The sequence below is a fragment of the Brachybacterium sp. UMB0905 genome (genome assembly GCF_002871795.1).
Taxonomy (GTDB): Bacteria; Actinomycetota; Actinomycetes; order Actinomycetales; family Dermabacteraceae; genus Brachybacterium.
Genome location: NZ_PNHL01000014.1, coordinates 51,163 through 74,654 on the forward strand (window position 1 = coordinate 51,163; position 23,492 = coordinate 74,654).

Genomic DNA, 23,492 nt, shown 5'->3' on the forward strand with positions numbered 1-23,492 from the left:
AGTGGCCCAGCGGGCCGGAGCAATGGAGCCTCTGTCGTGGAATTCGACGTGACCATCGAGATCCCTCGCGGGAATCGCAACAAGTATGAGGTGGACCACCACAACGGGCGCATTCGCCTGGATCGGATGCTGTTCACCGCCACCCGCTACCCGGATGACTACGGGTTCATCGAGGGGACCCTCGGTGAGGACGGGGACCCCCTGGACTGCCTGGTACTGCTGGAGGAGCCGACGTTCCCCGGCTGCCTGATCCGCTGCCGGGCGCTGGGCATGTTCCGCATGCGGGATGAGTCCGGCGGTGACGACAAGATCATCGCGGTGCCGGTGGGTGACCGGCGGCAGGTACGGCGGCAGGAGCTGACCGACGTCTCCGAGTACCACCGCCTGGAGATCCAGCACTTCTTCGAGGTGTACAAGGACCTCGAGCCGGGCAAGAGCGTCGAGGGCGCCCACTGGGAGGGCCGCACGGACGCGGAGGCGGAGATCCGTCGCTCCTACCAGCGTGCGGTGGGCACCGAGCACGCCAACGAGTTCACGCAGGAGGATTGATCCCGCGTCCTCCAGCGGACTGGGCGGACTGGGAGAAGATCTCGTGCAGCGCCTCCACCACGGAGCGTGCCACCGCGCGGGCTGCCAGTCCGCCCAGGACCGCGCCGATCCCGAAGGGCAGCAGGCGGGTGACCCACACCCGGCCGGTGCGGGCCAGGATCCGACGGCGGATGTACTTGCCCACCTGACGGCTGATCAGACCAGGCACGATTCCGCCCCCGCCCAACACGGCGTTCCACTGCAGCCCCTGCTTGCCCAGCGCCTTGGCGATGATCTCGGTGCCGCGCTCACCGCTGAGCACGGCCATCAGCACCAGGCGCCGTGACTGCTCATCGCTCATGTCCACGCCGTGGATCTCGGCGGCCGCGAGGGTCAGAAAGGCGCTCGTCTGCGCGAAGGTCAGTCCCTCGCCGAGGGTGAGTCCGAAGGCCGCCACGGTGCCCAGCCCCGGCAGTGCCGCAACACCTCCCGCTCCGGCGCCGACGGTGGTGGTCAGCGCGACGAACCGTCCGGTGAGCAGCTCGAGCAGCTGACGCTCGGTGGCCTCCGGACGCTCGGCGCGCAGGCGCTCGACGTAGCCGCGCGCGAGCGGAGCCTGGGCCTGCAGGACACGGTCCAGGAGGTCGATCCAGGGCTCGTCGGCCAGCTCCACCTCGCCCGCAGCAGCGGGAGCCAGGCCCGGCGCCGGCATCTGCGGGTCCATGCTGGGGTTCTGCTCGTCTGCCACCGTCGGTCCTCCTGCTGTCTCGCGTTCGCGGTCCCGCGACCGCGGGACCAGGGCAACGCTACCCTGCCCGGGCCCTGGGGCGGTGCCACGCAGCGCCGTCCGGCACCGTGCCGCCCGGCGGGCTGTGCAGGCCGGTGGGCGGTCAGTCCGCGAGGATGACCTCGCCCTCCCCCAGGCGCGTCACCCCTCCCTGAAGGCCCAGGCGCCGCACGGCATCGGGCAGGGACGCGTAGCGGCCCGCATAGCCCGCGGCGACGAAGGAGCGGGGCACCGCGCGGTCGTGACACAGGGTGCCGTGCAGGTGGTCCGTCTCGTGCTGGAGGATCCGCGCGGTCCAGCCCACATGCTCCTCCTCCACCTCCCGCAGGGTTCCGTCGGCCAGCAGTTCGGTGGCGGACAGGCGCACGCGGCGGGAGCGCGGCACGATCGACTGCCAGCCATCCACGGACAAGCAGCCCTCGAAGGCGAAGACGCGTTCGCTGCCCAGCAGCTCCACCGCCGGGTCCAGCAGCACGCGCAGCGGCAGTGGGTCGCGCTCGAGCAGCTGATCATCGGGATCGTCCGGATCCGCGAAAGGATCCTCGACGACCACCAGGCGCAGCGGCAGGCCGATCTGCGGGGCGGCGAGCCCCACACCGGGAGCCTTGCGCATCGTGACCACCATCGCCGCGACCAGCTCGCTCAGCAGCGATGCCTCCAGGCGGCCATGAGCGCGCAGCGCCTGGCGGCGCAGAGCCGGGTGCCCGGCCTGCACGATCCGCAGCGGTTCGTCGGTGCCCGCGCGGCGGGTGAGGATCTTCTCGGTCAGCTCGGTGATGTCCACCGCGCCAGTATTCCGCACCGCCCGCCGCATCAACGGCCTACCTCATCCGCTGCCCTCCCGCACGGCCGCTCGCGCCCGCTGCCCTCCTACCCTTCTGCCCTTCTGCTCTTCTGTCCGTCTGTCCTCCTTCTGCCCCTTCCGCCCGCCTGTCCTCTGCCCACGTGTCGGGCACGTCACGTCGGAGTCGAGACATGGTCTAGAGTGGTACCCACCGGTGCGATGGCGCACCCCCTCGCGGAGGCCAGCCGGACCCGGTGACCATCACTTCACGACGGACCGTCCGGCACGTACCTGCCGGTGAAGGAGAATCCCCATGGCAACAGTCACCTATGACCACGCCAGCCGCATCTACCCGGGCCAGGAGTGGCCCGCGGTCAACGAGCTGAACATCGAAGTGGGCGACGGCGAGTTCCTCGTCCTGGTCGGCCCCTCCGGCTCTGGTAAGTCCACCGCCCTGCGCATGCTCGCCGGTCTCGAGGAGATCGACGCGGGCCGCATCCTGATCGGCGAGCGCGACGTCACCGACGTGCCGCCGAAGGATCGTGACATCGCCATGGTGTTCCAGAACTACGCGCTGTACCCGCACATGACGGTGGCCGACAACATGGGCTTCGCCCTGAAGATCGCCGGCACCCCGAAGGCGGAGATCCGTCAGCGCGTCGAGGATGCCGCCGCGATTCTCGACCTCACCGAGTACCTGGACCGCAAGCCGAAGGCACTCTCCGGTGGTCAGCGTCAGCGTGTAGCCATGGGCCGCGCGATCGTGCGCTCCCCGCAGGTGTTCCTCATGGATGAGCCGCTGTCCAACCTGGATGCGAAGCTGCGTGTGTCCACCCGTACCCAGATCGCCTCCCTCCAGCGCCGCCTGGGCGTCACCACCGTGTACGTGACCCACGACCAGACCGAGGCCATGACGATGGGTGACCGCGTGGCGGTGCTCGACCGCGGCGTGCTGCAGCAGATCGACACCCCGCGCCGCATGTACGACCACCCCAACAACGTGTTCGTCGCCGGCTTCATCGGCTCGCCCGCCATGAACCTCGTGGAGGAGCAGCTGACCGATCAGGGCGCCCGCTTCGGCGACGCGATCCTCCCGGTGGACCGCACGACCCTCTCGGGCACCGATGAGAAGACCGTCACCGTGGGTGTGCGCCCCGAGGATCTGGACATCGCCACCGACGGCCAGGGCATCCCGGTCGAGGTGGACGTGGTCGAGGAGCTCGGCGCCGACGCCTTCATCTACGGCCGCCGCGCTGGCGCCGAGGAGACGGACAAGCCGTTCATCGCGCGCGTCGACGGCCGCCGTCCTCCCCAGAAGGGTGAGACGGTGCACTTCCGCCCCAAGGAGAACCACGTGCACCTGTTCGACACGAAGACCGGTGAGCGTCTGGGCGACTGACCCACCCCGCACCGCAGCGCGACGGGCGTCCGGCCGAGAGCCGGGCGCCCGTCGCCCGTCCGGGCCGCTGGCGCGCCCCACGGTCGATAGGGAGGACAATGGAGCCATGGCACCTCTGGAGATCACCGCGGCCCGGCCCGATCCGGCCCTGCTGGACCTGCCGTGGGAGCAGCCGCTGGAGCAGTGGCCGGAGGAGATCCTGGCCGCTCTGCCGCGCGGCATCTCGCGGCATGTGGTGCGCTTCGTGCGCGTCTCCGGCCGCGTCCTGGCTCTGAAGGAGATCAACCATGATCTGGCCCGCCGCGAGTACGACATGCTTCGGGTGCTGCGGCGCATGGGCGAGCCGTGCGTCGAGCCCTTCGCGGTGATCTCCGGGCGTGTGACACCCGCCGGGGAGCCGCTGGATGCGGTGCTGATCACGCGCCATCTGCAGTTCTCCCTCCCCTATCGGGCGGTGTTCAGCCAGGTCTCGCAGGAGGAGACCGCGCAGCGGCTGCTGGACGCGCTCACCGTGCTGCTGGTGCGTCTGCACCTGGCCGGTTTCTACTGGGGGGATGTGTCGCTGTCCAACACGCTGTTCCGCCGCGACGCCGGGGCGTTCGCCGCATACCTGGTGGATGTGGAGACCGGGACGCTGCATGAGGAGCTGACCGACGGGCAGCGCCGCTACGACCTGGATCTGGCGCGCACCAACATCATCGGCGAGCTGATGGATCTGCAGGCCGGGGAGATGCTCGACCCCGAAGTGGATCCCGTCGAGGTGGGCGATGAGTTGGTGGACCGCTATACCGAGCTGTGGGACACCCTCACAGCGCGCGAACGGTTCTCCGCCGATGAGCGCTGGCGGGTCTCAGCCCGCATCGAGAAGCTCAACGAGCTCGGCTTCGACGTGGGCGAGCTGGAGATCACCACGGACCTGTCGGGCACCTCCCTGTCGATCATGCCCAAGGTGGTCGATGCGGGGCACCATGCCCGGCGTCTGATGCGCCTGACCGGCATCGATGCGCAGGAGAACCAGGCGCGGCGGCTGCTGAACGATCTGGACCAGTACCGGGCGGCCACCGAGCAGCAGGCCGAGGACGAGGAGTTCGTGGCCCACGAGTGGCTCAAGCAGCAGTACGAGCCGGTGGTGCGGGCAATCCCCCGGTCCATGCGCTCCAAGCTCGAGCCGCCGGAGTTCTACCACGAGGTGCTCGAGCACAAGTGGTTCCTGTCCGAACGGGGCGGGCAGGATGTGAGCCTGGATGACACGGTGCGGGATTACATCCTCACCGTCCTCAGCCACCGCCCCGATGAGAAATCCCTCGTGACGACGGAGACCTCGGCTCTCCCGATCCTCGACAGCTGAGCGGCACAGGCCGTCGCGCTGCGCGGCAAGCAGCGTCGGCACCTCCTGGGTGCGGCTCAGCGCAGGCCGCGATGCTCCCGCACCCCGGAGACCTCATACAGGGCGATCGCCGCAGCGACGGAGGCGTTCAGCGACTCGGCGCGTCCGGCCATCGGCACGGACACCACCTGGTCGCTGATCTCGCGGGCGAGTCGGCTGAGTCCCTTGCCCTCCGCGCCGACCACGAGGGTGACCGGCTCGGTGCCGAGCTCCAGATCCCGCGTGGTGACATCCCCGTCGGCGTCCAGTCCCAGAACGAACACACCCTGGGACTTCAGGGACGTCAGGGCCCGGTTGAGGTTCGTGACCTGGGCGACGCGCACGCGACCGGCGGCCCCGGCGGCGACCTTCCACACGCTCGCGGTCATCGAGACGCTGCGCCGCTCGGGCAGGATCACGCCGTGGGCGCCGAAGGCGTCGGCGCTGCGCAGGATCGCCCCGAGGTTGCGCGGGTCGGTCACCCCGTCGAGGGCCACCAGCAGCGGGGTCTCGAACCGGTCGGCGGCGATCTGCAGCAGCTCGGGCACGTCCGCGTACTCGTATGGCGGGATGGTCAGCGCCACCCCCTGGTGCACGGCATGGTCGGTCATGCGGTCCAGGTCCGTGCGGGAGGCTTCGGCGATAGGGAGGGCTCGCTGAGCGGCCAGCCGCAGGATCTCCCGCACCCGCTCATCGGTGTCCAGGCGCGTCATGATGGTCAGCTTGGTGGCGGGCACATCCTCCTGCAGCGCCTCGAGCACAGCGTTGCGTCCGGCCACCTGGTCGCTGCCGGGGGCCTTGCGCTCGGTGCGCGTGCTGCGGCTCTTCCCGGTCCCGCCTGTGTAGGCCTTGTGGGCCGGGCGATCCTCCGCCTTGGGGGTGGGGCCACGGCCCTCAAGCGCGCGACGACGCTTGCCGCCAGAACCGACGGTGACGCCCTTCTTGCTCTTGCGCACCGCGCCGCGGCGCGAGCTGTTGCCTGCCATAGGGGTGTCTCCTCGCTGCTCAGTGCTCGGACGCGAGGCTCCAGCTCGCGCCATCCGGGCCGTCCTCGATGCGGATGCCCGCGGCCGTGAGCTGATCACGCAGCGCATCGGCGCGCGCCCAGTCCTTCTCGGCGCGGGCGGCGGCGCGGGCCGCGAGCTGGGTCTGGATCAGCGCATCGAGCACGGCATGCTCGGCGCCGCCTGCGGTCGCGTCGGCCCATTGCGCCGCCAGCGGGTCCAGGCCCAGCACATCGAGCATGCCGCGCAGGGCGCCGAGCGTCGCCGCGAGCTGCCCGCGGTCCGCTGCGCTGCCGGTGGACAGCAGGGTGTTCAGGCTCGCCTGGGTGCGGTGGACCACAGCCAGGGCCTCAGGCACGGAGAGGTCATCATCCATCGCGGCGGTGAACTCCGCCGGCAGCTCCACGGCGCTGAGATCCGCATCAGCAGCGGCAAGGGGATGCTCCCCCAGCAGTCCGGCGGCCCGTCGGGCGGTCTGGGTGAAGCGCTCCCACACCACCTCGGCCTCGCCCACGGCACGGGCGTTGTATTCGACGGTGGCGCGGTAATGGCTTCCCACGAGGGCCAGGCGCACCGCGGGAGCAGGATGCTCGGCGAGCGCGCGGGCGGCGGTGACGAAGTTATCCAGGCTCTTGCCCATCTTCAGCCCGTCGACGGTCAGCACACCGGAGTGCATCCAGCGCTGGGCGAAGCCGAAGCCAGCGGCGCGGGACTGCGCCTGCTCGTTCTCATGATGCGGGAAGCGCAGATCCAGGCCCCCGGCGTGGATGTCGAAGGTCTCCCCCAGGTACTTGCGGCTCATGGCAGAGCATTCGAGGTGCCAGCCCGGCCGGCCGCGCCCGAAGGGGGTGTCCCAGGCAGCGGTGGCGGGCTCCTCGGGCTTGGCCGCCTTCCACAGCGCGAAGTCGCGCCGGTCCCGCTTGCCGGGCTCCATCTGTTCGCCCGCATCCTGCATGTCCTCGAGCGACTGGCGGGTCAGCGCCCCGTACTCGGGGAAGGAGCCGACGTCGAAGTACACCGATCCAGCGCCGTCGGCGTACGCGTGTCCGCGCTCGATCAGCCGCTGCATGAACGCGATCATCTCCGGGACGTGCCCGGTGGCGCGGGGCTCATAGGTGGGCCGACGGTTCCCCAGCCGATCCAGCACGTCCCCGAACTCCCGCTCGAACCGCAGCGACCATGCCCACCACTCGGCGCCCGCCTCGGCGGACTTCGCCAGGATCTTGTCGTCGATGTCGGTGACGTTCCGCACGTGGGTGACGGCGTATCCGCTGCGCTCGAGCCAGCGCACCAGGACATCGAAGGCCAGGAAGGTGCGCAGGTGCCCCAGATGCGGGGCGCCCTGGGTGGTGGGGCCGCAGACATACAGCGACACCGCCCCCGGGTGCACCGGGTTCAGCGGTGCGGTGGTGCGGGTGGCGGTGTCGTGCAGGTGGAGGCTCACAGGCTCCAGGGTACTGCCTTGCCGGTCAGGCCCGAACAGGTCAGGCGGCCGATGGGACGCTGCGCCCGGCGCGGGCGCTGCGGCTGGCCGCCCTCACTCGGCGCGGGCGGAGACCTGCTTGCCGTACAGCTCCTCGAAGGTGTCGTCGTAGGTCACGGCGTTGCGGCGCCGCTTGCCCTGGACGGCATCGACGATGTTCTTGGAGGTGTCGATCGTGGTCTGCGGGGCCTGCAGCTTCTTGAACGCCAGGAAGGCGACGAGGCCGGCGATCGCACTCAGGAGAATGAACACGCCCGCGACGATGAGGAAAGCGCCCCAGGACGGCAGGCCCAGCGCCTGCAGGCCGGTGGCGGCAGCGAACAGCAGCATCACCCAGGCCGACAGCAGCAGGAACAGCAGCACCGCGGCGCAGCCAGCGATGATGCCGACCTTGATGCCGAGGGCGGTGAACTCCTTCTTGGCGATGTCGATCTCGTGATGGACGACGCCGAGGAGCTCGTCGCGGATGGACTGGACGAGCTCGCCGATGGACCGCTGGGTGGGCGGCGTGCTCGGGTCGTTCGTGGTGTTGATCATGCCGGGAAGCCTATCTCAGGGTGTCGGGGTCGGTGATCGTGCCGTCCACAAGAGCGGTCGTACTCAGTCCACGCTGATGCGCTTGCGGCGCACCGTCTCGGGGCGGGGCCCGGCGGAAGTGGTGCGACGCGCCACCAGGGACGGAGCCACGGCCACGTCACGGGCAGGACCATCATGCCCGGAGATCCGCTCCACCAGATACTGGGCGGCCAGTGCCCCCAGTCGGCTGGAGTTCGGATCCACACTGGTCAGCTCTGCAATGCCGGAGGAGGCAAGGGACGTGTTGCCGTAGCCGGCCACGGCGAGGGATTCCGGAACCGCGTAGCCCGCCTCCGCAGCGGCAGCCAGCACACCGATCGCGCTGACGTCGTTGGAGCAGGTCACGGCGGTGGGGACCTTGGAGCCGCGCAGCAGCATCGACCCGGCGGTCTGCCCCACCTGCTCGGTGAAGTCACCGGGCTCGACGCGGGCGATATCTCCCAGGCCATGACGCTCCATGGCCTTGCGGAACGCTTCGGCGCGTTCGCGCGCCACTTCCGCGCCGACACCGCCGACGTGGGCGATCTCGCGGTGGCCGAGGCCCACCAGGTGGTCGACCAGCAGCCCCTGGCCCACTTCGTCGTCGATCCGGACGGTGTCGAAGCGGCCCGCCAGGGAGCGGGAGCAGCCGATGCCCACGAGCGGCCGGCTGCCGGTGGCCTCCAGGACATGATCCATGTCCGCGAGGTCGGAGATCATGAGGAAGCCGTCCACCCCCAGGTGCACGAGGTTCTCGATGGCGTCAGTGTCCGCAGCCACCGGGTACTCGGGGATGCGGCGGCGGGTGGGGACCACGACGACGGTGCGGCCGGTGGCGGTCAGCTCGATGCGGATGGAGCGCACGAGATCGGAGATCCACGTGTTGCGCATGGTGTTGACCAGCACGGCGACGACGCCGCGGTGCTCGGTCTCCTCGCTGAGCTCGTCGAGGGGGAAGTGCAGGCGCTCTGCCGCTTCCCGCACCCGGGCGGCCATCTGCGGTTTGATCTCCGCTGCGCCGCGCAGGGCGCGCAGCGCGACGGCGCTGGAGATGCCCAGGGAGTCGGCCACATCGCGGAGGGTTCCGCGCTCCTGGCCGTCGGAGATCATCTGCTCCTGGGTGCGGCGCAGGTTGTCGATCATCTGGCCGCTGCTGCCGTCCTCGGTGGCGGCGCGAGAGGTATCGGAGACGGGGTCGACGTGGTCGTCGGATGCGTGGGCGTCACTGCTCATGGGACCCATTGAACCGCATCCGCCGCCGCGGCGCGGCTCACCTCGACGAGATCACGTTATGGGGGTTTCCCCCCGCCTTCGCCGCGGGGCCTACACCGTGCTGTGCCCCCGACGCGAGGGCCTAGGGTCATCTCATGCAGTCCGTCACCGCCCAGGCGCCGGTTCCCCGTCGGCCGCGCGTGAATGCCGCCGCCCTCGCCGCGGTGGTAGTCGGCGGAGCGCTCGCGATCACGTGGCTGCCGCTGAGCCTGGTGCTGCTGCTCGGCGGTCTCAGCTCGCTGCCGGCGCTGGGTGCGGGCGTGCTGCTGCTCGCGCCCTGGCTCGCCGTGATGATTCCGGTGGTTCGCGTGGAGCGGCGCCGTGCGGTCGCGATCCACGGCATCACCGTCATCCTGCCGCCCCGTCTCCGCTCGACGCGGCACGGGATGGGGCGGGTGCTGCAGGATGTCTGGTTCGAGTTGGGCAGCGGAGCGTTCTGGCGCGGGGTGCTGCATCACCATCTGAGCCTGCTCATCAGCGGTGCCTTCGCGGTGAGCGCTGCAGGGCTGCTGTGGATCGGGTGGAGCGCGGTGGATCTCGCCCTGCTGTACGAGAGTGTGACGCTGCTGGGCCGCGAGGTGGGTCGGCCCGGGCTGGGGCTGATCGGCTTCAGCGCGGTGCTGCTCGCCGCGGGGACGCTCGTGCTGGGAGCCCTGGCCGACCGGGGGCTGGCGCAGGGGCTGATCTCCGGTTCCGAGGAGGATCTGCGTGAGCAGGTGGCGGAGATGTCCGCGCGGCGCCGCGGCGCGGTGGATGCCGCCGCCCAGGAGCGGCTGCGCATCGAGCGGGATCTGCATGACGGGGTGCAGCCGCGCCTGGTGAATCTCGCGATGACGCTGGGGCTGGCCCGCTCGGCGATCCGCAGCGACCCCGCGCGGGCCGAGACCCTGATCGGTGAGGCGCATGCGGAGGCCAAGTCAGTGATGACAGATCTGCGCCAGCTGGCCCGCGGCATCCACCCCGCGGTCCTCACCGACCGCGGGCTCGATGCGGCGCTGTCGGCCCTGGCGGCCCGCTCCCGGGTGCCGGTCCAGCTGGAGGTCTCCCTGCTGCCGCCCGACCGCACGGGTCTGGATCGAGAACGTGAGGCGGTCGCCTATTTCCTGGTTGCTGAGGCGCTCACCAATGTCGCCAAGCACGCCGGGGCCAACGCGGTGCAGGTCACGGTGCGCGAGGATGACTCGACGCTGCACGTGCGGATCCGCGATGACGGCCGCGGCGGGGCGCGGGTGCACCGTGACGGACAGTCCACCGGCCTCGCGGGCCTGACCGACCGGGTGCGCGCCACCGGCGGCTATCTGGAGGTCACCTCCCCGCCGGGCGGCGGCACCGTTCTGCAGGCCACCCTTCCCATCGGCGATGTGGAGCCCTCCGCCCCGCGCCGCCCTGCCCCTCCCGTGGCCGTCGCTGCGCCGCCGGCCGCCCACCCCACCGCTGAGGAGATGCCCTGATGAGGATCGTGATCGCCGACGATGCCGTGCTGCTGCGCGCGGGTCTGGAACGGCTTCTGACCGAGGCCGGCCACGAGGTGGTCGCGGCGGTCGGCGATGCGACGGCGTTGCTCGCTGCGGTGTCTGATCATCAGCCGGATCTGGCCGTGATCGATGTGCGCATGCCGCCCACGTTCACCGATGAGGGCGTCAAGGCCGCCACCCTGATCCGCGCCCAAAACCCGCGGGTGCGTCTGCTGGTGCTGTCCCAGTACGTCGAGGAGCGCTACGCCTCCGAGCTGATCGCCGACTCCCCCGTCGGGCTGGGCTACGTGCTCAAGGACCGGGTGGCCGATGTCGATGATTTCCTGGGCGTGGTGCAGGACGTCGGCGCGGGCGGCACGTGGCTCGACCCGGAGGTGGTCCAGCAGATTTTCGTGCGGTCCCGGCAGCGCCGCACCCTGGAGTCCCTCACCCCGCGGGAGCGGGAGGTCCTCACCCTGATGGCGCAGGGCCGCTCCAATCAGGCGATCGCCGAGACACTGTTCGTCTCCGCCGGCAGTGTGGAGAAGCACATCTCCTCCCTGCTGCTGAAGCTCGATCTGCCCCCGGTTGAGGGCGAGAACCGTCGGGTGATGGCGGTGCTGCGCTACCTGGAATCCGAGGACCGGTCATGAGCACCCCGCCCCCGGAACCACTCGGCCCGGCAGCAACCGCACCCGCTGATCCCTCCGGGGCCGATGCCCGATCGCCCGCGCCCGCTGCCCCGCCGGCCACTCCGGGCGCGCCACCGGCCCGCCTCGAGCCTGCCCGGCGCCTCGGACCCCGCCCGACGACCGACCGGGCCGTGCGCACCGCGACCATCGCGACGGCACTCCCCCTGGTCGGGCTGCTGGTGGTCGGGCTGCTGGCGGCGAGCCTGATCGCCCGCCAGGAGGGAGCGCGCTTCACCGATGTGCCGGCCGTGGTCATGCTCGGGGCACCGGAGAGCCTCACGCTGCGCTCGGATCTCGGGACGGTGCGCGTGCTCGCGAGCCCCGCGGTCACGGAGGTGACGGCGGCACTGGTCGAGCCCGGGCAGACGCAGCCGCCCGCTGCGGACGAGCTGGTCCGTGCCTCGATCAGCGTCACCGGCGATGCAGCGCATCCCGCCCTCGAGATCGCTCAGCCGGGGCGCATCAGCACCCTGCCCGGCCAAGCCGGGCCGCGGGATGTGCTGCTGCTGATCCCCGCCGGGCAGGCACCGGACCTGACGGTCCTCGCCGACCTCGGCGATGTGGAGATCAGCGGTGTTCCCACCGAGCATCTGGAGGCGCGCACCGATACGGGAGATGTCGCGGTGCAGCTGCCGAGTGGGGCGCAGGGCACCGCGGACGTCACCGCGGACCTGGGCGATGTGACCGTACGGATCGCCGGTGATGCCACCTGGGAGGTGGAGGCCACGACCGACCTCGGCGATGTGCGCGTGGACCCCGCGATACGCAGTGCGGAGGGCACCCCGGTGGGCACCCTCCGCGCACGCTCGGATCTGGGGGACGTCACCGTTTCCCGCTGAGCCCCTGCTGGATCAGGTCCATCACGGACGCATCGGCGAGAGTCTGGGTGTCCCCGACCTCACGATTTTCGGCCACATCGCGCAGCAGACGGCGCATGATCTTGCCGGAGCGGGTCTTGGGCAGCTCGCTGACCAGCAGCACCTTCTTGGGCTTGGCGATCGGGCCGATCTCGGCCCCCACATGGGCGCGCAGCAGCTCGGGCACCTTCTGCTCGCCGCCCGCCTCGGCGATCGCCTCCTCGGAGCCGGAGCGCAGGATCACGAAGGCGACCGGGGCCTGGCCGGTGGTGTCGTCGCTTGCGCCCACCACCGCGGCCTCCGCCACCCACTCGTGGCTGACCAGCGCGGATTCGATCTCCATGGTGGACAGGCGATGCCCGGAGACGTTCATGACGTCATCCACCCGGCCGAGCAGCCAGATGTCCCCGTCCTCGTCCTTCTTCGCGCCGTCGCCCGCGAAGTAGGCGCCGGGGAAGCGCGACCAGTAGGTGTCCTGGAACCGCTCCGGATCACCCCAGATACCCCGCAGCATGGCGGGCCACGGCTCAGTGATCACGAGGTAGCCGCCCTCGCCGTTGTTCACAGACTCCCCGGCGTCGTTGATGACGTCGACGCTGATGCCGGGCAGCGGCACCTGGGCGGAGCCGGGCTTGGTGTCGGTGATGCCCGGCAGCGGCGAGATCATGATGCCGCCGGTCTCGGTCTGCCACCAGGTGTCCACGATGGGGCAGCGGTCGGCGCCGATGACGCGGCGGTACCACATCCAGGCCTCAGGGTTGATGGCCTCCCCGACGGTGCCGAGCAGGCGCAGGGAGCTGAGGTCGAACTTCGCCGGGATGTCCTCGCCCCACTTCATGGCGGTGCGGATCGCGGTGGGCGAGGAGTAGAACTGGGTCACGCCGTACTTCTCGACGATCTCCCACCAGCGGCCCTGGTGCGGGGTGTCCGGGGTGCCCTCGTAGATCACCTGGGTGGAGCGGTTGGCCATCGGCCCGTACACCACATACGTGTGCCCGGTGATCCAGCCGACGTCCGCGGTGCACCAGTACACGTCGGTCTTGGGCTTGAGGTCGAAGACATTGCGGTGGGTGTAGGCGGCCTGGGTGAGGTACCCGCCGGTGGTGTGCACGATGCCCTTGGGCTTTCCGGTGGTGCCGGAGGTGTAGAGGATGAACAGCGGATGCTCGGCCTCGACGAACACCGGCTCATGCTCGGTCGAGGCGTTCTCGCGCGCCTCGTGCCACCACACGTCACGGCCCTCAGTCCACTCCACGCCGCCGCCGGTGCGGCGCACCACCAGCACGTGCTTCACGCTCTCGCCGCCACCGGCGAGCGCGGCATCCACGGCGGGCTTGAGCGGCAGCTGCTTGCCGCGGCGGTTCTGCCCATCGGCGGTGATGACGACCTTCGCCTCGGCGTCCTCGATACGGCTGCGCAGCGCTTCAGCGCTGAAGCCACCGAAGACCACCGAGTGGGGGGCGCCGATGCGGGCGCAGGCGAGCATCGCGAAGACGGCCTCGGGGACCATCGGCAGATAGATCGCGACGCGGTCTCCGGTGGTCACGCCGAGGTCCTGCAGAACATTCGCCATCTTGGAGATCTCGTCCTTGACCTCCGCGTAGGTGAAGGACGCATCGGAGCCGTCCTCATACTCGGCCAGCAGGGCCACCTGCTTGCCATGCCCAGCCTCGACGTGGCGGTCCACGCAGTTGTACGCGGCGTTCAGCGTGCCGTCGGCGAACCAGCGGGCGAACGGCGGGTTGGACCAGTCCAGGACTTCGGTGAACTTCTTCTTCCAGCTCAGCAGGTGGGCGCGGGAGGCCCAGAAGGCCTCACGGTCGCGCTGCGCCTCTTCGTACAGGCGGGGGCGGGCCACCGCGTCCTGCACGAAGGAGCTGGGTGGGGAGAAGGTGCGGGTCTCCTGGGAGAGGTTCTCGATCCCGGTGACGGCGTCGTCGGACATCTGCGCTCCTGCATCGTCGGTCCCGTGGCACGGGACAGGTCGGTCGAGCTCACCGTATCGCAGGAGACCCACGTCACGCGCATTCTGGACACTCCTCGGATGGCTGCCGGGCACCGTGCCAGGAGGCCGCCGGTGCGACAGGCCGACGGTGCGACAGAGCGCCGACGGCGCCGCCCGGGTGGATCGGCGCCGCCGGGGCACTCAGACATCCGAGCGGGGGTGGATCTCCAGGTGCTCGCCGTCGGGGTCGGTGAGGTGGACGGCGCGCAGGCCGTGCTCGTCGACCACCCGGGCCGGATATCCGGAGGCTGTGAGGCGCTCCGCGAGGGATGCGAGATCCTCGGAGGTCTCCAGGCCCAGACGGACCAGGAGCGAGGGGCCGAGCTCGGAGCCGACGTCCCGGGTGCGCTCGACCTCGGCGCCGGGGCCGTGCAGACCGAGGGCACCGGCCCCGGGGGCGCCGAGGGAGCGGTACCACTCATCGCCCTCCCCCTCCGCTCGCAGGCCGATCTGCTGTGCCCAGGCCTGGTCGGCGTCCATGTCCGGACTGTCCAGCACGCCGACCACCCGCAGGCGCTCATCGGCTCCGGTGCCCGGATGCCCCTGGTAGCCGTAGAGATCCTGCTGCTTTTCATTGAGGGCCACGACCTCCCCGCCGGGCAGCCGCAGCGCTCCCTGCCTGCCGTAGCTCTCGTCCCAGACCTCCGCGTCGAGACCGCGTTCGACGAGCACGCGGGCGGCTTCATCGGCCGAGTCCACCATGAGGCACAGATCGGTGGTGCCGCTGTGGGCACGGGTCTCGCTGCCGGCGGCGGCGTGCACCAGGACACGCCCTCCTCCGCCCGCGACGAGCTCGGCGAAGTTATCCCCCTGCGTGGTCACCACGTCGGCGAGACCGAGGGTGCGCAGGAAGGCGATCATCTGCGCGGGCTGATCGCTGAAGCGCAGCGGCATGATGGCGAACTGCGGGGCGGTGCTGGCGGGGGTCGTATTCATCAGTGGTTCCCCTTCCGGGTGGCATGGGGCAGCGGGGTGGTGAGGTGGTGGCGCAGCGCCTGTTCGACCAGGGCGCTGAGTGAGGTGCTCTCGTCGATCGCGCGGTGCTTGACCGCGGTGATGAGGTCCCTGGGGAGGTAGACGTTGAACTGGGCTTTAGGGGTCTGAGCGGGAGTGCTCGATGAAACTGCCATGCGAGCATGCTAGCCCGCTATTCTGAGCGTGGTCAACAGTCTCGTCACGACGCGGTCCCTCCCCCTGCCGATGCGCCTCCCACCTGGTACGGGCGTTACCGTAGAGCCACCATGATCTCCCCGGTCCGCGCCGCATGCCCCACCCCGGCTGCCCCTCCTCCCGCCCTCGTGGCCCCTGCCCGCCTGCGCACGCTCGAGATGCGCAACCGCATCTGGCTGGCCCCCATGTGCCAGTACATGGTCGAGACCCGCGACGGTGTCCCCACCGACTGGCACCTCATGCACCTCGGAGCCCGGGCCGCCGGGGGCTTCGGACTGCTCATCACCGAGGCGACGGCCGTGACCCCCAGCGGACGGATCAGCCCGCAGGACGTCGGCATCTGGAACGACGAGCAGGTCACCGCGTGGCGCCGGATCACGGACTTCTGCCACGCCCAGGGGGCGGCGATGGCGGTGCAGCTGGCGCATGCTGGCCGCAAGGCCTCCACCTGGCCCGCACTGCCGCAGTTCGCATCCCGCCGCGGCTCGATCCCCGAGTTCGCCGGCGGCTGGCATCCGGTGGGGCCGACGGGTGAGCCGTTCCCCGGCCTGGAAGTGCCCGATGCCCTCACCGTCGCCCAGATCGGCGAGCTGGTGGAAGACTTCGCCGCGGCGACCGACCGGGCCCTGGCCGCCGGATTCGATGCCATCGAGCTGCACTTCGCCCACGGCTACCTGGTCCACGAATTCCTCTCACCGCTGGTGAACGCCCGCACCGACGCCTACGGCGGCGATGCCGCGGGACGGCACCGCCTGGCCCTCGAGATCACCACCGCGGTGCGCGAGCGCTGGCCGGCTGATCGTCCGCTGATCGTGCGACTGTCCGCGACGGACTGGATCGACGGCGGCTGGGATGTGCAGCAGTCGATCGCCCTGGCCCGGGAGCTCGAGCAGCTGGGGGTGGATGCGCTGCATATCTCCACCGGTGGGGCGGTCAGCGCCGATATCACCGCGGTCCCCGAGTATCAGGTGGGCTTCGCCCGCACCCTGCGCGATGCGGTCGACGTGCCCGTCGCGGCCGTCGGGATCATCACCGAACCCACCGCGGCCCAGGCGATCCTCGACCGCGGGGATGCGGACTTCATCGCCGTGGGCCGCGTGGCGCTGCGCGAGCCGTCCTGGCCCCAGCGCGCCGCCCACGAGCTCGGGGTGCGCGATGCGTCCTTCTATCCCGGGCCGTACCACCGGGGGATGTGGTGAGTCCCGCGCGCCGGGCCGCCCTGCCGCCCGGCCCGGTGCTGGTCACGGGAGCCACCGGCGGCGTGGGGGTGCCGCTGGTGCTGCAGCTGGCGAAGCGCGGCCATCACCTCGTGCTGAGCGGCCGCGACCGCGCCCGGCTCGACCAACTCTCCGAGCAGGTGCGTGAGCGCGGCGGCAGCGCTGTGGTGCGCCCGGCGGATCTGCGCGATGCCACACAGGTCCAGCAGCTGGTGGAGCAGGTGCTCGCTGCGGATGGGGTCCCCGCCGCGGTCATCTCCCTGGCCGGGCATTCCATCCATCGGCCGCTTGCGGATTCGCTGGATCGTCCCCATGACCTCGAACGCCTCACGGGTACGAACCTGCTGGGCCCCGCCCGGTTGATCCTGGGGCTGCTCGGGCCGATGGGCGAGCGCGGCAGTGGGGTGGTCATCGCGGTTACGAGCGCCACCGCGCGCATCCCCAACCCCGGCTGGGCCGCCTACGGGGCGAGCAAAGCGGGGCTGGACGCCTGGCTGCGAGCGATCCGCCCAGAGGCCGCCCGCACCGGGGTGCGCATTGCGATCATCGAGCTGCCGCTCGTGGCAACCGCGATGGCGGCCCCGACCTACGGCAGTGCACCGCGCGGTGCTCTCTCCCCCGAGCAGGCCGCGGCGCTGGTGCTGCGAGCTCTGGATCGTCCGCTCACGCTCGTCTCCCCCGCCTGGGCTCGCACCGGGGCGGTGCTCTCTCAGGCGGTCCCCGCCCTCGCGGCACACACCACCGGGATTGCCGGGGCCTGGGTGACGCGCCTCAGCCGCCGGGAGGTGCGCCGATGAGAAGGCGGGGCATCGGCACCGTGGTTCGGCGGCGCCTCGCGCTGCGGCCCGGGCGCGTCGTGCTCGTGGACCGTGAGGGCACGCTGCGGGCCGGAGATCTGCTGGACCTGGTGCGGCTGCGACGCGCCACCCCCGGCTCGAGCCCGCATTCGGTGCCGCTGGGTCTCGCAGACCTGCCGGCCACCGCTCCCCTGCGTCAGGTGCTCGTCACGGCGCTCGCGGCCGATGGGGAGCTGCTGCTGCGCTCGAGCGGCACTACGTTGGGGCAGCCGCGCCTGCAGCGCCGCGGCCCGCTGAGCGCCAAGCAGCTGGTGATGCTGCTGGATCTGGCGCGCCGTGTGGGACTGCGACCGGGCCGCACCGTCGCGAGCGCCGCCCCGGGCGTGCACGGGCACGGCCTGCAGGTGGCGCTCGGCGCGCTCGGTCTGGGCGCAGTGCTCGTGGACCTCAGCCACCTGCCGTCCCGCCCACGCATCGAGCTGCTGCACCGCACCAGCCCGGATCTGCTGACCGGCGTGCCGGTGCACCTGTCGGATGTGCTCACAGCGGACCTCGAGCACGCCGCGAAGCGTTCCCTGCGCATCCCCCACGTGATCTCCGGCTCCGATCGCCTGGATGATGAGCTGCGCGCCGATCTCGCCCGGCGCTTCCGCGCCCGGGTCCATGACGTCTACGGCACTTCGGAGACCGGCAGCCTCACCGTCGACGGCAAGCCTCTGCGCGGAGTGCGGATCCGCGAGAGCGACGGGCTGCTACACGTGCGCTCCCCCTTCACCGCGGGCCGCGAGATCGTCACCGACCGCGGGAAGGTCACTGCCCGGGGCCGGGTCGTGGTGCAGGGACGGGCCGATGGGCAGATCTCCTCCGGCGGCATGCTGCACCATCCGCATGAGGTGGCCTGGCTGCTGCATGAACGCCCCGGGGTGCGCGCGGCACAGCTGCGCGCGGTGCCCGATGCGCGGTTCGGGCTGCGCACCATCGCGGAGGTGGAGATCGGGGAGCTGCCGGCCGGCGTGGACCCGCCCACCGCTGAGGAGCTGAGGGCGCTGATCCATGACCGGCTGGGCCCCGCGGCGGTGCCGCGGCAGATCCTCCTCAGCACTCGGGAAGACTGACCGGCACCGCCGTGACGGCGAGCCCGCCCATCGCGGTCTCCTTGTAGCGGTCGGACATGTCCTTGCCGGTCTGCCGCATCGTCTCGATCACGGTGTCCAGGGACACGAAGTGCTCCCCGGTGCCGCGCAGGGCGAAGCGGGCGGCGGTGATCGCCTTGACCGCCGCCATGGCATTGCGCTCGATGCACGGCACCTGCACCAGCCCGCCCACCGGATCGCAGGTCAGCCCCAGGTTGTGTTCCATGGCGATCTCCGCGGCGTTCTCCACCTGGGTGGGCTTGCCGCCCATCGCCTCGCACAGGGCGGCGGCGGCCATCGAGCAGGCCGAGCCGACCTCGCCCTGGCAACCCACCTCGGCCCCGGAGATCGAGGCGTGCTCCTTGTACAGCGACCCGATCGCCCCGGCGGTCAGCAGGAACCGCACCGCAATCTCCTCGGGGTCAGCGCCCTCGATGTAGGTGGTGGCGTAGTGCAGGACCGCAGGGATGATGCCGGAGGCCCCGTTGGTGGGGGCGGTGACCACGCGGCCACCGGCGGCGTTCTCCTCATTGACCGCGAGCGCCGCGAGGGACACCCATTCGAAGGCGTACACGGGCAGGCGGGAGGGATCCTCAGCGGCGAGGGACTCGCACCAGGAGGCGGCGCGGCGCTGCACATCCAGGCCCCCGGGCAGGGTGCCGGGGGTGCGCATGCCGCGCTCGATGCAGTCCTCCATGGTGCGCCAGATCCGCAGCAGCCCGGTGCGGATCTCCTCCTCGCTGCGCCACTGCCGCTCACGCATCAGCATCGCCTGCCAGATGGAGATGCCGCGGTCCTCGCACACGGCCAGCAGCTCCTTGCCGGTGGTGAACACGGCGCGCCCCTCATCCTCGGAGGCGACGTCCGCGATCGGCCGGTCCATATCCTCGGCGCTCACCACGAAACCGCCGCCCACGGAGAACACCTCCTCGCGGCGCAGCTCCTCGCCCTCGGAGTCCAGGGCCACAAAAGCCATGCCATTGGGATGCTGCGGCAGGACCGTCAGAGGGTGCAGAACGATGGTGGAGGCTCGAAGGCTCACGGGCAGCCGTCCGTCCAGAAGCAGGCTGCCCTCGGCCTCGATCTGGTCCACGCGCTGCAGCCCCGCCACGGGATCCACGGTCTCGGGGTCGTTGCCCTCCAGGCCCATCACGACGGCGCTCATGGTGCCGTGGCCGGCGCCGGTGGCGGCCAGCGACCCGTACAGGTGCACGGCCACATCGGCGACGCGCGGCCCCAGCTCAGGATCTGCGAGGATCTCGCGGGCGAACTGGGCGGCAGCGCGCATCGGGCCCACGGTGTGGGAGCTCGAGGGGCCGATGCCGATCTTGAACATGTCGAACGTGCTGACGCTCATCGTGCGGACCTCCTAATGGGCGGGGAGAACGGGGAGTGGATAGGTGAGGTGTCAGCGGCCGCGCCGACGGGGCGGGCGTCCGCTGCGGCCGGTGCTGCTCGCGCCGCGGCGGGGGGTGCCGGAGGAGCGCTGGCCTGCCTCGCCGCTGCGGTCGGAGCGTGCGCTGCGGGTGGTGCCGGCGCTCCGTCCCGCGCCGGAGCCGCGCCCGCCCGAGCTGCTGCCACGGGTGCCACGAGCGCCACCACGGCCGCCGCGGCCGCCGCGGGAATCGCGCGGGGCGGCGTCGTCATCCTGCCAGGCGGCACGGCGCTCCTCATTGGCGCGGCGCTCAGCGGCACGGCGCTCATCGGCCCCCCGGCGGCCGCTGAGATCCAGCCGGCGCGGGGCACCCTTGTGCTTGATCGTCGCCGGGTCGGTGACGGGCTCACCGGAGGGGGTGCGCCCCCCGATCTCGGCCAGATGCGGATGCTCGGCCGAGGAGACATCCTTAACCCACGTCGGCTCCACTTTCGCGCCCTCCAGGACGCTGCGGGTGCGTCCGGTCTGGTGCGGCAGGGCGAGGGTGACGACGGTGCCGGCGGCGCCGGCGCGGGCGGTGCGGCCGGAGCGGTGCACGTACTCCTTGACGCCGTCGGCCGGATCGACGTGGACGACCATGCTGACGTCATCGATGTGCAGGCCGCGGGCGGCCACATCGGTCGCGACGAGCACGCTGAAGGCGCCTTCGCGGAAGCCGGCGAGCACATTGGTGCGCAGGCCCTGCTGCTTGCTGCCGTGCAGAGCCGCCGCGGCGACCCCCACCTCGACGAGCTCCTGCGCCACCCGCTCGGCGCCCAGCTGGGTGCGGGTGAACAGCAGGGTCCGGCCCTCACGGGCGGCGAGCTGCGCGGTGACCTCGCGTTTGGCGGCCGGGGCGATCTCCAGCACGTGGTGATCCATCGTGGTCACGGCGGCACTGACGGGGGTGGTCTCGTGGCTGACGGGATCCACCAGGAAGGCATCGATGATCTGCTGGACCTGCCCATCGAGAGTGGCGGAGAACAGCATTTTCTGGGTGCCCATCTCGATCGCGGCGAGAATGTCCCGCACCTGCGGCAGGAACCCCAGATCCGCCATGTGATCGGCTTCGTCCACGACGGTCGTCTCCACTGAGTCCAGGCCCAGCTGCCCGCGTTCGGCCAGGTCGATCAGCCGCCCCGGGGTGGCCACGATGATGTGCACGCCGCGGGCCAGGGCCTGCGCCTGCTTGTCGATGTTCATCCCCCCGGCCACGAGCTGCGCGGTGATCCCCACGGCGCGGGCGAAGGGGTGGATGGTGTCCACGACCTGCACGGCGAGCTCGCGCGTGGGCACGAGCACCACACCGAGCGGGCGCCGACGGTGGACCCGACGGCCGCGGAACCGCGCGGTCATCGCCAGGGTGAAGGCAAGGGTCTTGCCGGAGCCGGTCTCGGCGCGGGCCAGCACGTCCCGGCCGGCCAGGGCGTCGGGGAGGATCGCGGTCTGGATCGGGAAGGCGCGGCTGAGCCCCTGGTCCTGCAGCACATCCAGCAGCTCCTGCGGCAGCGGCATGTCCTCGAAGGGCTGGGCGCGGCGGGCCGAGCGGCGGCGGGCCTTTGGCATCGTGATCCTCCTGACGAATCGGGCTCCCCCATCATCCAGCATGCGGGATCGATGGGAGAATGCAGGCGATGTTGCGCACTTTCATGACCTCGAAGATTCACCGGGCCACGGTGACGCAGGCGGACCTGCACTACGTGGGCTCGGTGACCATCGACCCCACGCTCACCGAGGCGGCCGGCCTGCTGGAGAACGAACAGGCCCACATCGTCGATATCACGAACGGCAACCGCCTGGTCACCTACGTCATCGAGGGTGAGCGCGACAGCGGCGTGATCGGCATCAACGGTGCTGCCGCGCATCTCGTCGAGCCCGGTGACCTTGTGATCATCATGGCCTACGGGCAGCTCGACGCAGCTGAGGCCGCCGCTCACCGCCCCCGCGTGGTGCATGTCGATGAGAAGAACCGCATCGTCGAGCTCGGTGCTGACGGCGCGCAGCCGGTGCCCGGCATGCCGGATCAGATCGACGGACGCACCTCCCGCGGCATGCGCTGATGAGCGGGGTCCTGACGGGCTTTTTCATCGTCTGGGCCCTCATCGGCGTGGGCTGGATCGTCGGCCGCGCCGGGGTGCTGGGACCGCACGGGCGGTTCGTGCTGAACCGCACCACCTTCTTCGTCGCCTCCCCTGCCCTGGTACTGGTGGGACTGCTGAGTTCGAACCCGGCGGAGGTGCTCTCCCGGCCGATGGTCGTGGCGGGCACCGCCGGGCTTCTCACCGGGGCGCTGCTGGCCGGTGCGGTGCGGCTGCTCACCCGGCGGCGCGGCGCGGACCTCGTGGTCACAGCGATCTCGGGCTCCGTGGTCAACGGCGCGAACATGGGGTTCCCGATCGCGCTGTATGTACTCGGGGACATCTCCCACGCGATCCCGGTGATCCTCTTCCAGCAGGCGGTGTACACACCGCTGTATCTGCTCATCCTGCATCGCGTGACCGAGGGCGCCGAGGGGCCGCAGGGCCTTCACGGAGTGTTGCGCTCGATCATCGCGAACCCCACGATCATCGCCTCCGCCATCGGGCTCGCCCTGGCCGCGGGCGGGGTGAGCCTGCCGGAGGTGGCACTCGAGCCGGTGCGCTCGCTCGCCGATATGGCGATCCCGGCGATGCTGCTGGCCTATGGCCTGTCGCTGCACGGCTCACGGCCCTTGGCCCGCGATGACGGGTATCGCGGGCTGATCGCCGTGGCATCGGCGACCAAACTGCTGGTCATGCCGCTCGTGGCGCTCGGGATCGGACTGCTGCTGGGGCTGCGTGGCACGGGGCTGTATGAGGTGGTCGTCATGGCGGCGCTGCCCACCGCGCAGAACGTGTACGTCGCCGCCGCGCGCTACCGGGCTGCCGAGAACCTGGCGCGGGACACTGTGCTCGTGACGACGATCGGCACGGTGCTGGTGCTGCTGGCGGTGTCCGCGCTGCTCGGGGTGTAAGGCGCTACCGGCGTCTGACACGCTGTTGGAGGAGCTGAACGGTCGGGAAGCGACGTCGCTCCTCCCCGCCCACACCCGTGCGGTGCGGGTCCCATGGAAAGTCTCGTACTCCGCAACGGCGCGATCGGGGTGTACCAAGGTTCTTGGACAGTCTTCTATGAGGAAGGATCAAGGACATGGCAGGAAGATCCAGGCGTAAGTTCAGTCCCCAGTTCAAGGCCGAGGCAGTCCAGCTGGTGATCCAGTCCGACCGGCCGATCGTCGAGGTCGCTGGCGAGCTGGGGATCATTCCCGGCACCCTCGGGAACTGGGTGAACAAGTACCGTGAAGAGAATCCCGAGCCCGAGAAGAAGCTGACCCCGTCAGATCATGCCCGGCTCGCGGAACTGGAAGTCGAGAATCGTCGGCTCCGGATGGAGAACGAGTTTTTAAAAAAAGCCGCGGCCTTCTTCGCCAGGGAGCAGGGCTGAACGAGAAGTCAGCCCTGATCGAGGCGGAGAAGGACACCTGGTGGTGTCATAGCGTCGAAGCAACACCTCCGGTCGGCGGGGGTCTGATCGGTGGAGTGTGCGGATGGCGCGGG

At 70.8% G+C, this 23,492-nt stretch carries 23 protein-coding genes; 12 read left to right on the forward strand and 11 right to left on the reverse strand.

Annotation, left to right across the window (positions count from 1 at the left end; genetic code table 11):
- The first annotated feature begins 36 nt into the window (after window positions 1-36).
- Window positions 37-549: an inorganic diphosphatase gene (locus CJ197_RS12535; protein WP_102237080.1), complete on the forward strand. Its 513-nt coding sequence runs from the start codon at window positions 37-39 to the stop codon at window positions 547-549.
- Here CJ197_RS12535 and CJ197_RS12540 read toward each other — a convergent pair.
- Window positions 533-1,276, reverse strand: coding sequence for a hypothetical protein (locus CJ197_RS12540; protein ID WP_102237081.1), 744 nt, complete (start codon window positions 1,274-1,276; stop codon window positions 533-535). The two genes, CJ197_RS12535 and CJ197_RS12540, sit on opposite strands and share 17 nt — an antisense overlap.
- A gap of 142 nt (window positions 1,277-1,418) precedes the next feature.
- Window positions 1,419-2,099, reverse strand: a complete 681-nt coding sequence (locus CJ197_RS12545) for a peptide deformylase (RefSeq protein ID WP_158239497.1) — start codon at window positions 2,097-2,099, stop codon at window positions 1,419-1,421.
- A 313-nt stretch (window positions 2,100-2,412) separates the two neighbouring features.
- Between CJ197_RS12545 and CJ197_RS12550 the strand changes: the two genes are divergently transcribed.
- Together CJ197_RS12550 and CJ197_RS12555 are read left to right on the forward strand one after the other, a co-directional pair.
- Complete coding sequence (locus tag CJ197_RS12550; RefSeq protein ID WP_102237083.1) at window positions 2,413-3,498, forward strand: ABC transporter ATP-binding protein; 1,086 nt, start codon at window positions 2,413-2,415, stop codon at window positions 3,496-3,498.
- 106 nt (window positions 3,499-3,604) lie between these two features.
- The gene (locus CJ197_RS12555) at window positions 3,605-4,846 is read left to right on the forward strand and encodes a DUF4032 domain-containing protein (protein WP_102237084.1); all 1,242 of its coding nucleotides are present in this window, start codon (window positions 3,605-3,607) and stop codon (window positions 4,844-4,846) included.
- 56 nt (window positions 4,847-4,902) lie between these two features.
- Here CJ197_RS12555 and rlmB read toward each other — a convergent pair whose 3' ends face one another.
- From rlmB to CJ197_RS12575, 4 genes are all read right to left on the reverse strand, one after another.
- Complete coding sequence (rlmB, locus tag CJ197_RS12560; protein ID WP_102237085.1) at window positions 4,903-5,850, reverse strand: 23S rRNA (guanosine(2251)-2'-O)-methyltransferase RlmB; 948 nt, start codon at window positions 5,848-5,850, stop codon at window positions 4,903-4,905.
- Between the two features lie 19 nt (window positions 5,851-5,869).
- Window positions 5,870-7,312: a cysteine--tRNA ligase gene (cysS, locus tag CJ197_RS12565; RefSeq protein WP_102237086.1), complete on the reverse strand. Its 1,443-nt coding sequence runs from the start codon at window positions 7,310-7,312 to the stop codon at window positions 5,870-5,872.
- A gap of 93 nt (window positions 7,313-7,405) precedes the next feature.
- Window positions 7,406-7,888, reverse strand: a complete 483-nt coding sequence (locus CJ197_RS12570) for a phage holin family protein (protein ID WP_102237087.1) — start codon at window positions 7,886-7,888, stop codon at window positions 7,406-7,408.
- Window positions 7,889-7,951: 63 nt separating this feature from the next.
- Window positions 7,952-9,139 (reverse strand): LacI family DNA-binding transcriptional regulator, encoded by a 1,188-nt coding sequence (locus CJ197_RS12575; RefSeq protein WP_158239498.1) that lies wholly within the window; start codon window positions 9,137-9,139, stop codon window positions 7,952-7,954.
- 134 nt (window positions 9,140-9,273) lie between these two features.
- Between CJ197_RS12575 and CJ197_RS12580 the strand changes: the two genes are divergently transcribed.
- The 3 genes from CJ197_RS12580 to CJ197_RS12590 are packed head-to-tail and all read left to right on the forward strand — an operon-like array spanning window position 9,274 to window position 12,163.
- The gene (locus CJ197_RS12580; RefSeq protein WP_102237089.1) at window positions 9,274-10,629 is read left to right on the forward strand and encodes a sensor histidine kinase; all 1,356 of its coding nucleotides are present in this window, start codon (window positions 9,274-9,276) and stop codon (window positions 10,627-10,629) included.
- Window positions 10,629-11,285: a response regulator transcription factor gene (locus CJ197_RS12585; RefSeq protein WP_102237090.1), complete on the forward strand. Its 657-nt coding sequence runs from the start codon at window positions 10,629-10,631 to the stop codon at window positions 11,283-11,285. Before CJ197_RS12580 ends, CJ197_RS12585 begins: the two co-directional genes overlap by 1 nt.
- Window positions 11,282-12,163, forward strand: a complete 882-nt coding sequence (locus CJ197_RS12590) for a DUF4097 family beta strand repeat-containing protein (RefSeq protein ID WP_146007778.1) — start codon at window positions 11,282-11,284, stop codon at window positions 12,161-12,163. The genes CJ197_RS12585 and CJ197_RS12590 overlap by 4 nt, the downstream gene beginning before the upstream one ends.
- On the opposite strand, the gene acs is transcribed toward CJ197_RS12590, so the two are convergent.
- From acs to CJ197_RS12605, 3 genes are all read right to left on the reverse strand, one after another.
- Window positions 12,147-14,126: an acetate--CoA ligase gene (acs, locus tag CJ197_RS12595; RefSeq protein ID WP_102237092.1), complete on the reverse strand. Its 1,980-nt coding sequence runs from the start codon at window positions 14,124-14,126 to the stop codon at window positions 12,147-12,149. The two genes, CJ197_RS12590 and acs, sit on opposite strands and share 17 nt — an antisense overlap.
- A gap of 201 nt (window positions 14,127-14,327) precedes the next feature.
- Window positions 14,328-15,122, reverse strand: a complete 795-nt coding sequence (locus CJ197_RS15230) for a hypothetical protein (protein WP_158239499.1) — start codon at window positions 15,120-15,122, stop codon at window positions 14,328-14,330.
- The gene (locus CJ197_RS12605; RefSeq protein ID WP_102237093.1) at window positions 15,122-15,316 is read right to left on the reverse strand and encodes a ribbon-helix-helix domain-containing protein; all 195 of its coding nucleotides are present in this window, start codon (window positions 15,314-15,316) and stop codon (window positions 15,122-15,124) included. The genes CJ197_RS15230 and CJ197_RS12605 overlap by 1 nt, the downstream gene beginning before the upstream one ends.
- 111 nt (window positions 15,317-15,427) lie before the next feature.
- Here CJ197_RS12605 and CJ197_RS12610 point away from each other — a divergent pair, with 111 nt between their 5' ends.
- From CJ197_RS12610 to CJ197_RS12620, 3 genes are read left to right on the forward strand one after another with little or no spacing between them, the layout of a single operon-like run.
- Window positions 15,428-16,555 (forward strand): NADH:flavin oxidoreductase/NADH oxidase, encoded by a 1,128-nt coding sequence (locus CJ197_RS12610; RefSeq protein WP_102237094.1) that lies wholly within the window; start codon window positions 15,428-15,430, stop codon window positions 16,553-16,555.
- Window positions 16,552-17,370: an SDR family oxidoreductase gene (locus CJ197_RS12615; protein WP_233190931.1), complete on the forward strand. Its 819-nt coding sequence runs from the start codon at window positions 16,552-16,554 to the stop codon at window positions 17,368-17,370. Before CJ197_RS12610 ends, CJ197_RS12615 begins: the two co-directional genes overlap by 4 nt.
- On the forward strand, window positions 17,367-18,485 hold the full coding sequence (locus tag CJ197_RS12620) for an AMP-binding protein (RefSeq protein WP_102237095.1): 1,119 nt from the start codon (window positions 17,367-17,369) through the stop codon (window positions 18,483-18,485). The genes CJ197_RS12615 and CJ197_RS12620 overlap by 4 nt, the downstream gene beginning before the upstream one ends.
- Here the strand turns inward: CJ197_RS12620 and CJ197_RS12625 are convergent.
- Together CJ197_RS12625 and CJ197_RS12630 are read right to left on the reverse strand one after the other, a co-directional pair.
- Window positions 18,466-19,860: an L-serine ammonia-lyase gene (locus CJ197_RS12625; RefSeq protein WP_102237096.1), complete on the reverse strand. Its 1,395-nt coding sequence runs from the start codon at window positions 19,858-19,860 to the stop codon at window positions 18,466-18,468. The two genes, CJ197_RS12620 and CJ197_RS12625, sit on opposite strands and share 20 nt — an antisense overlap.
- Before the next feature lie 51 nt (window positions 19,861-19,911).
- Window positions 19,912-21,483 carry a DEAD/DEAH box helicase gene (locus CJ197_RS12630; protein ID WP_102237097.1) on the reverse strand — a complete coding sequence of 524 codons (1,572 nt, stop codon included), beginning with the start codon at window positions 21,481-21,483 and terminating at the stop codon, window positions 19,912-19,914.
- Window positions 21,484-21,551: 68 nt separating this feature from the next.
- Here CJ197_RS12630 and panD point away from each other — a divergent pair, with 68 nt between their 5' ends.
- The 3 genes from panD to CJ197_RS12645 all read left to right on the forward strand — a co-directional run bounded on the left by panD (window position 21,552) and on the right by CJ197_RS12645 (window position 23,379).
- Window positions 21,552-21,977 (forward strand): aspartate 1-decarboxylase, encoded by a 426-nt coding sequence (panD, locus tag CJ197_RS12635; protein ID WP_102237106.1) that lies wholly within the window; start codon window positions 21,552-21,554, stop codon window positions 21,975-21,977.
- Window positions 21,977-22,909, forward strand: a complete 933-nt coding sequence (locus CJ197_RS12640; protein ID WP_102237098.1) for an AEC family transporter — start codon at window positions 21,977-21,979, stop codon at window positions 22,907-22,909. Before panD ends, CJ197_RS12640 begins: the two co-directional genes overlap by 1 nt.
- 176 nt (window positions 22,910-23,085) lie before the next feature.
- Complete coding sequence (locus CJ197_RS12645) at window positions 23,086-23,379, forward strand: transposase (RefSeq protein WP_102237099.1); 294 nt, start codon at window positions 23,086-23,088, stop codon at window positions 23,377-23,379.
- The last annotated feature ends 113 nt before the right edge of the window (window positions 23,380-23,492 follow it).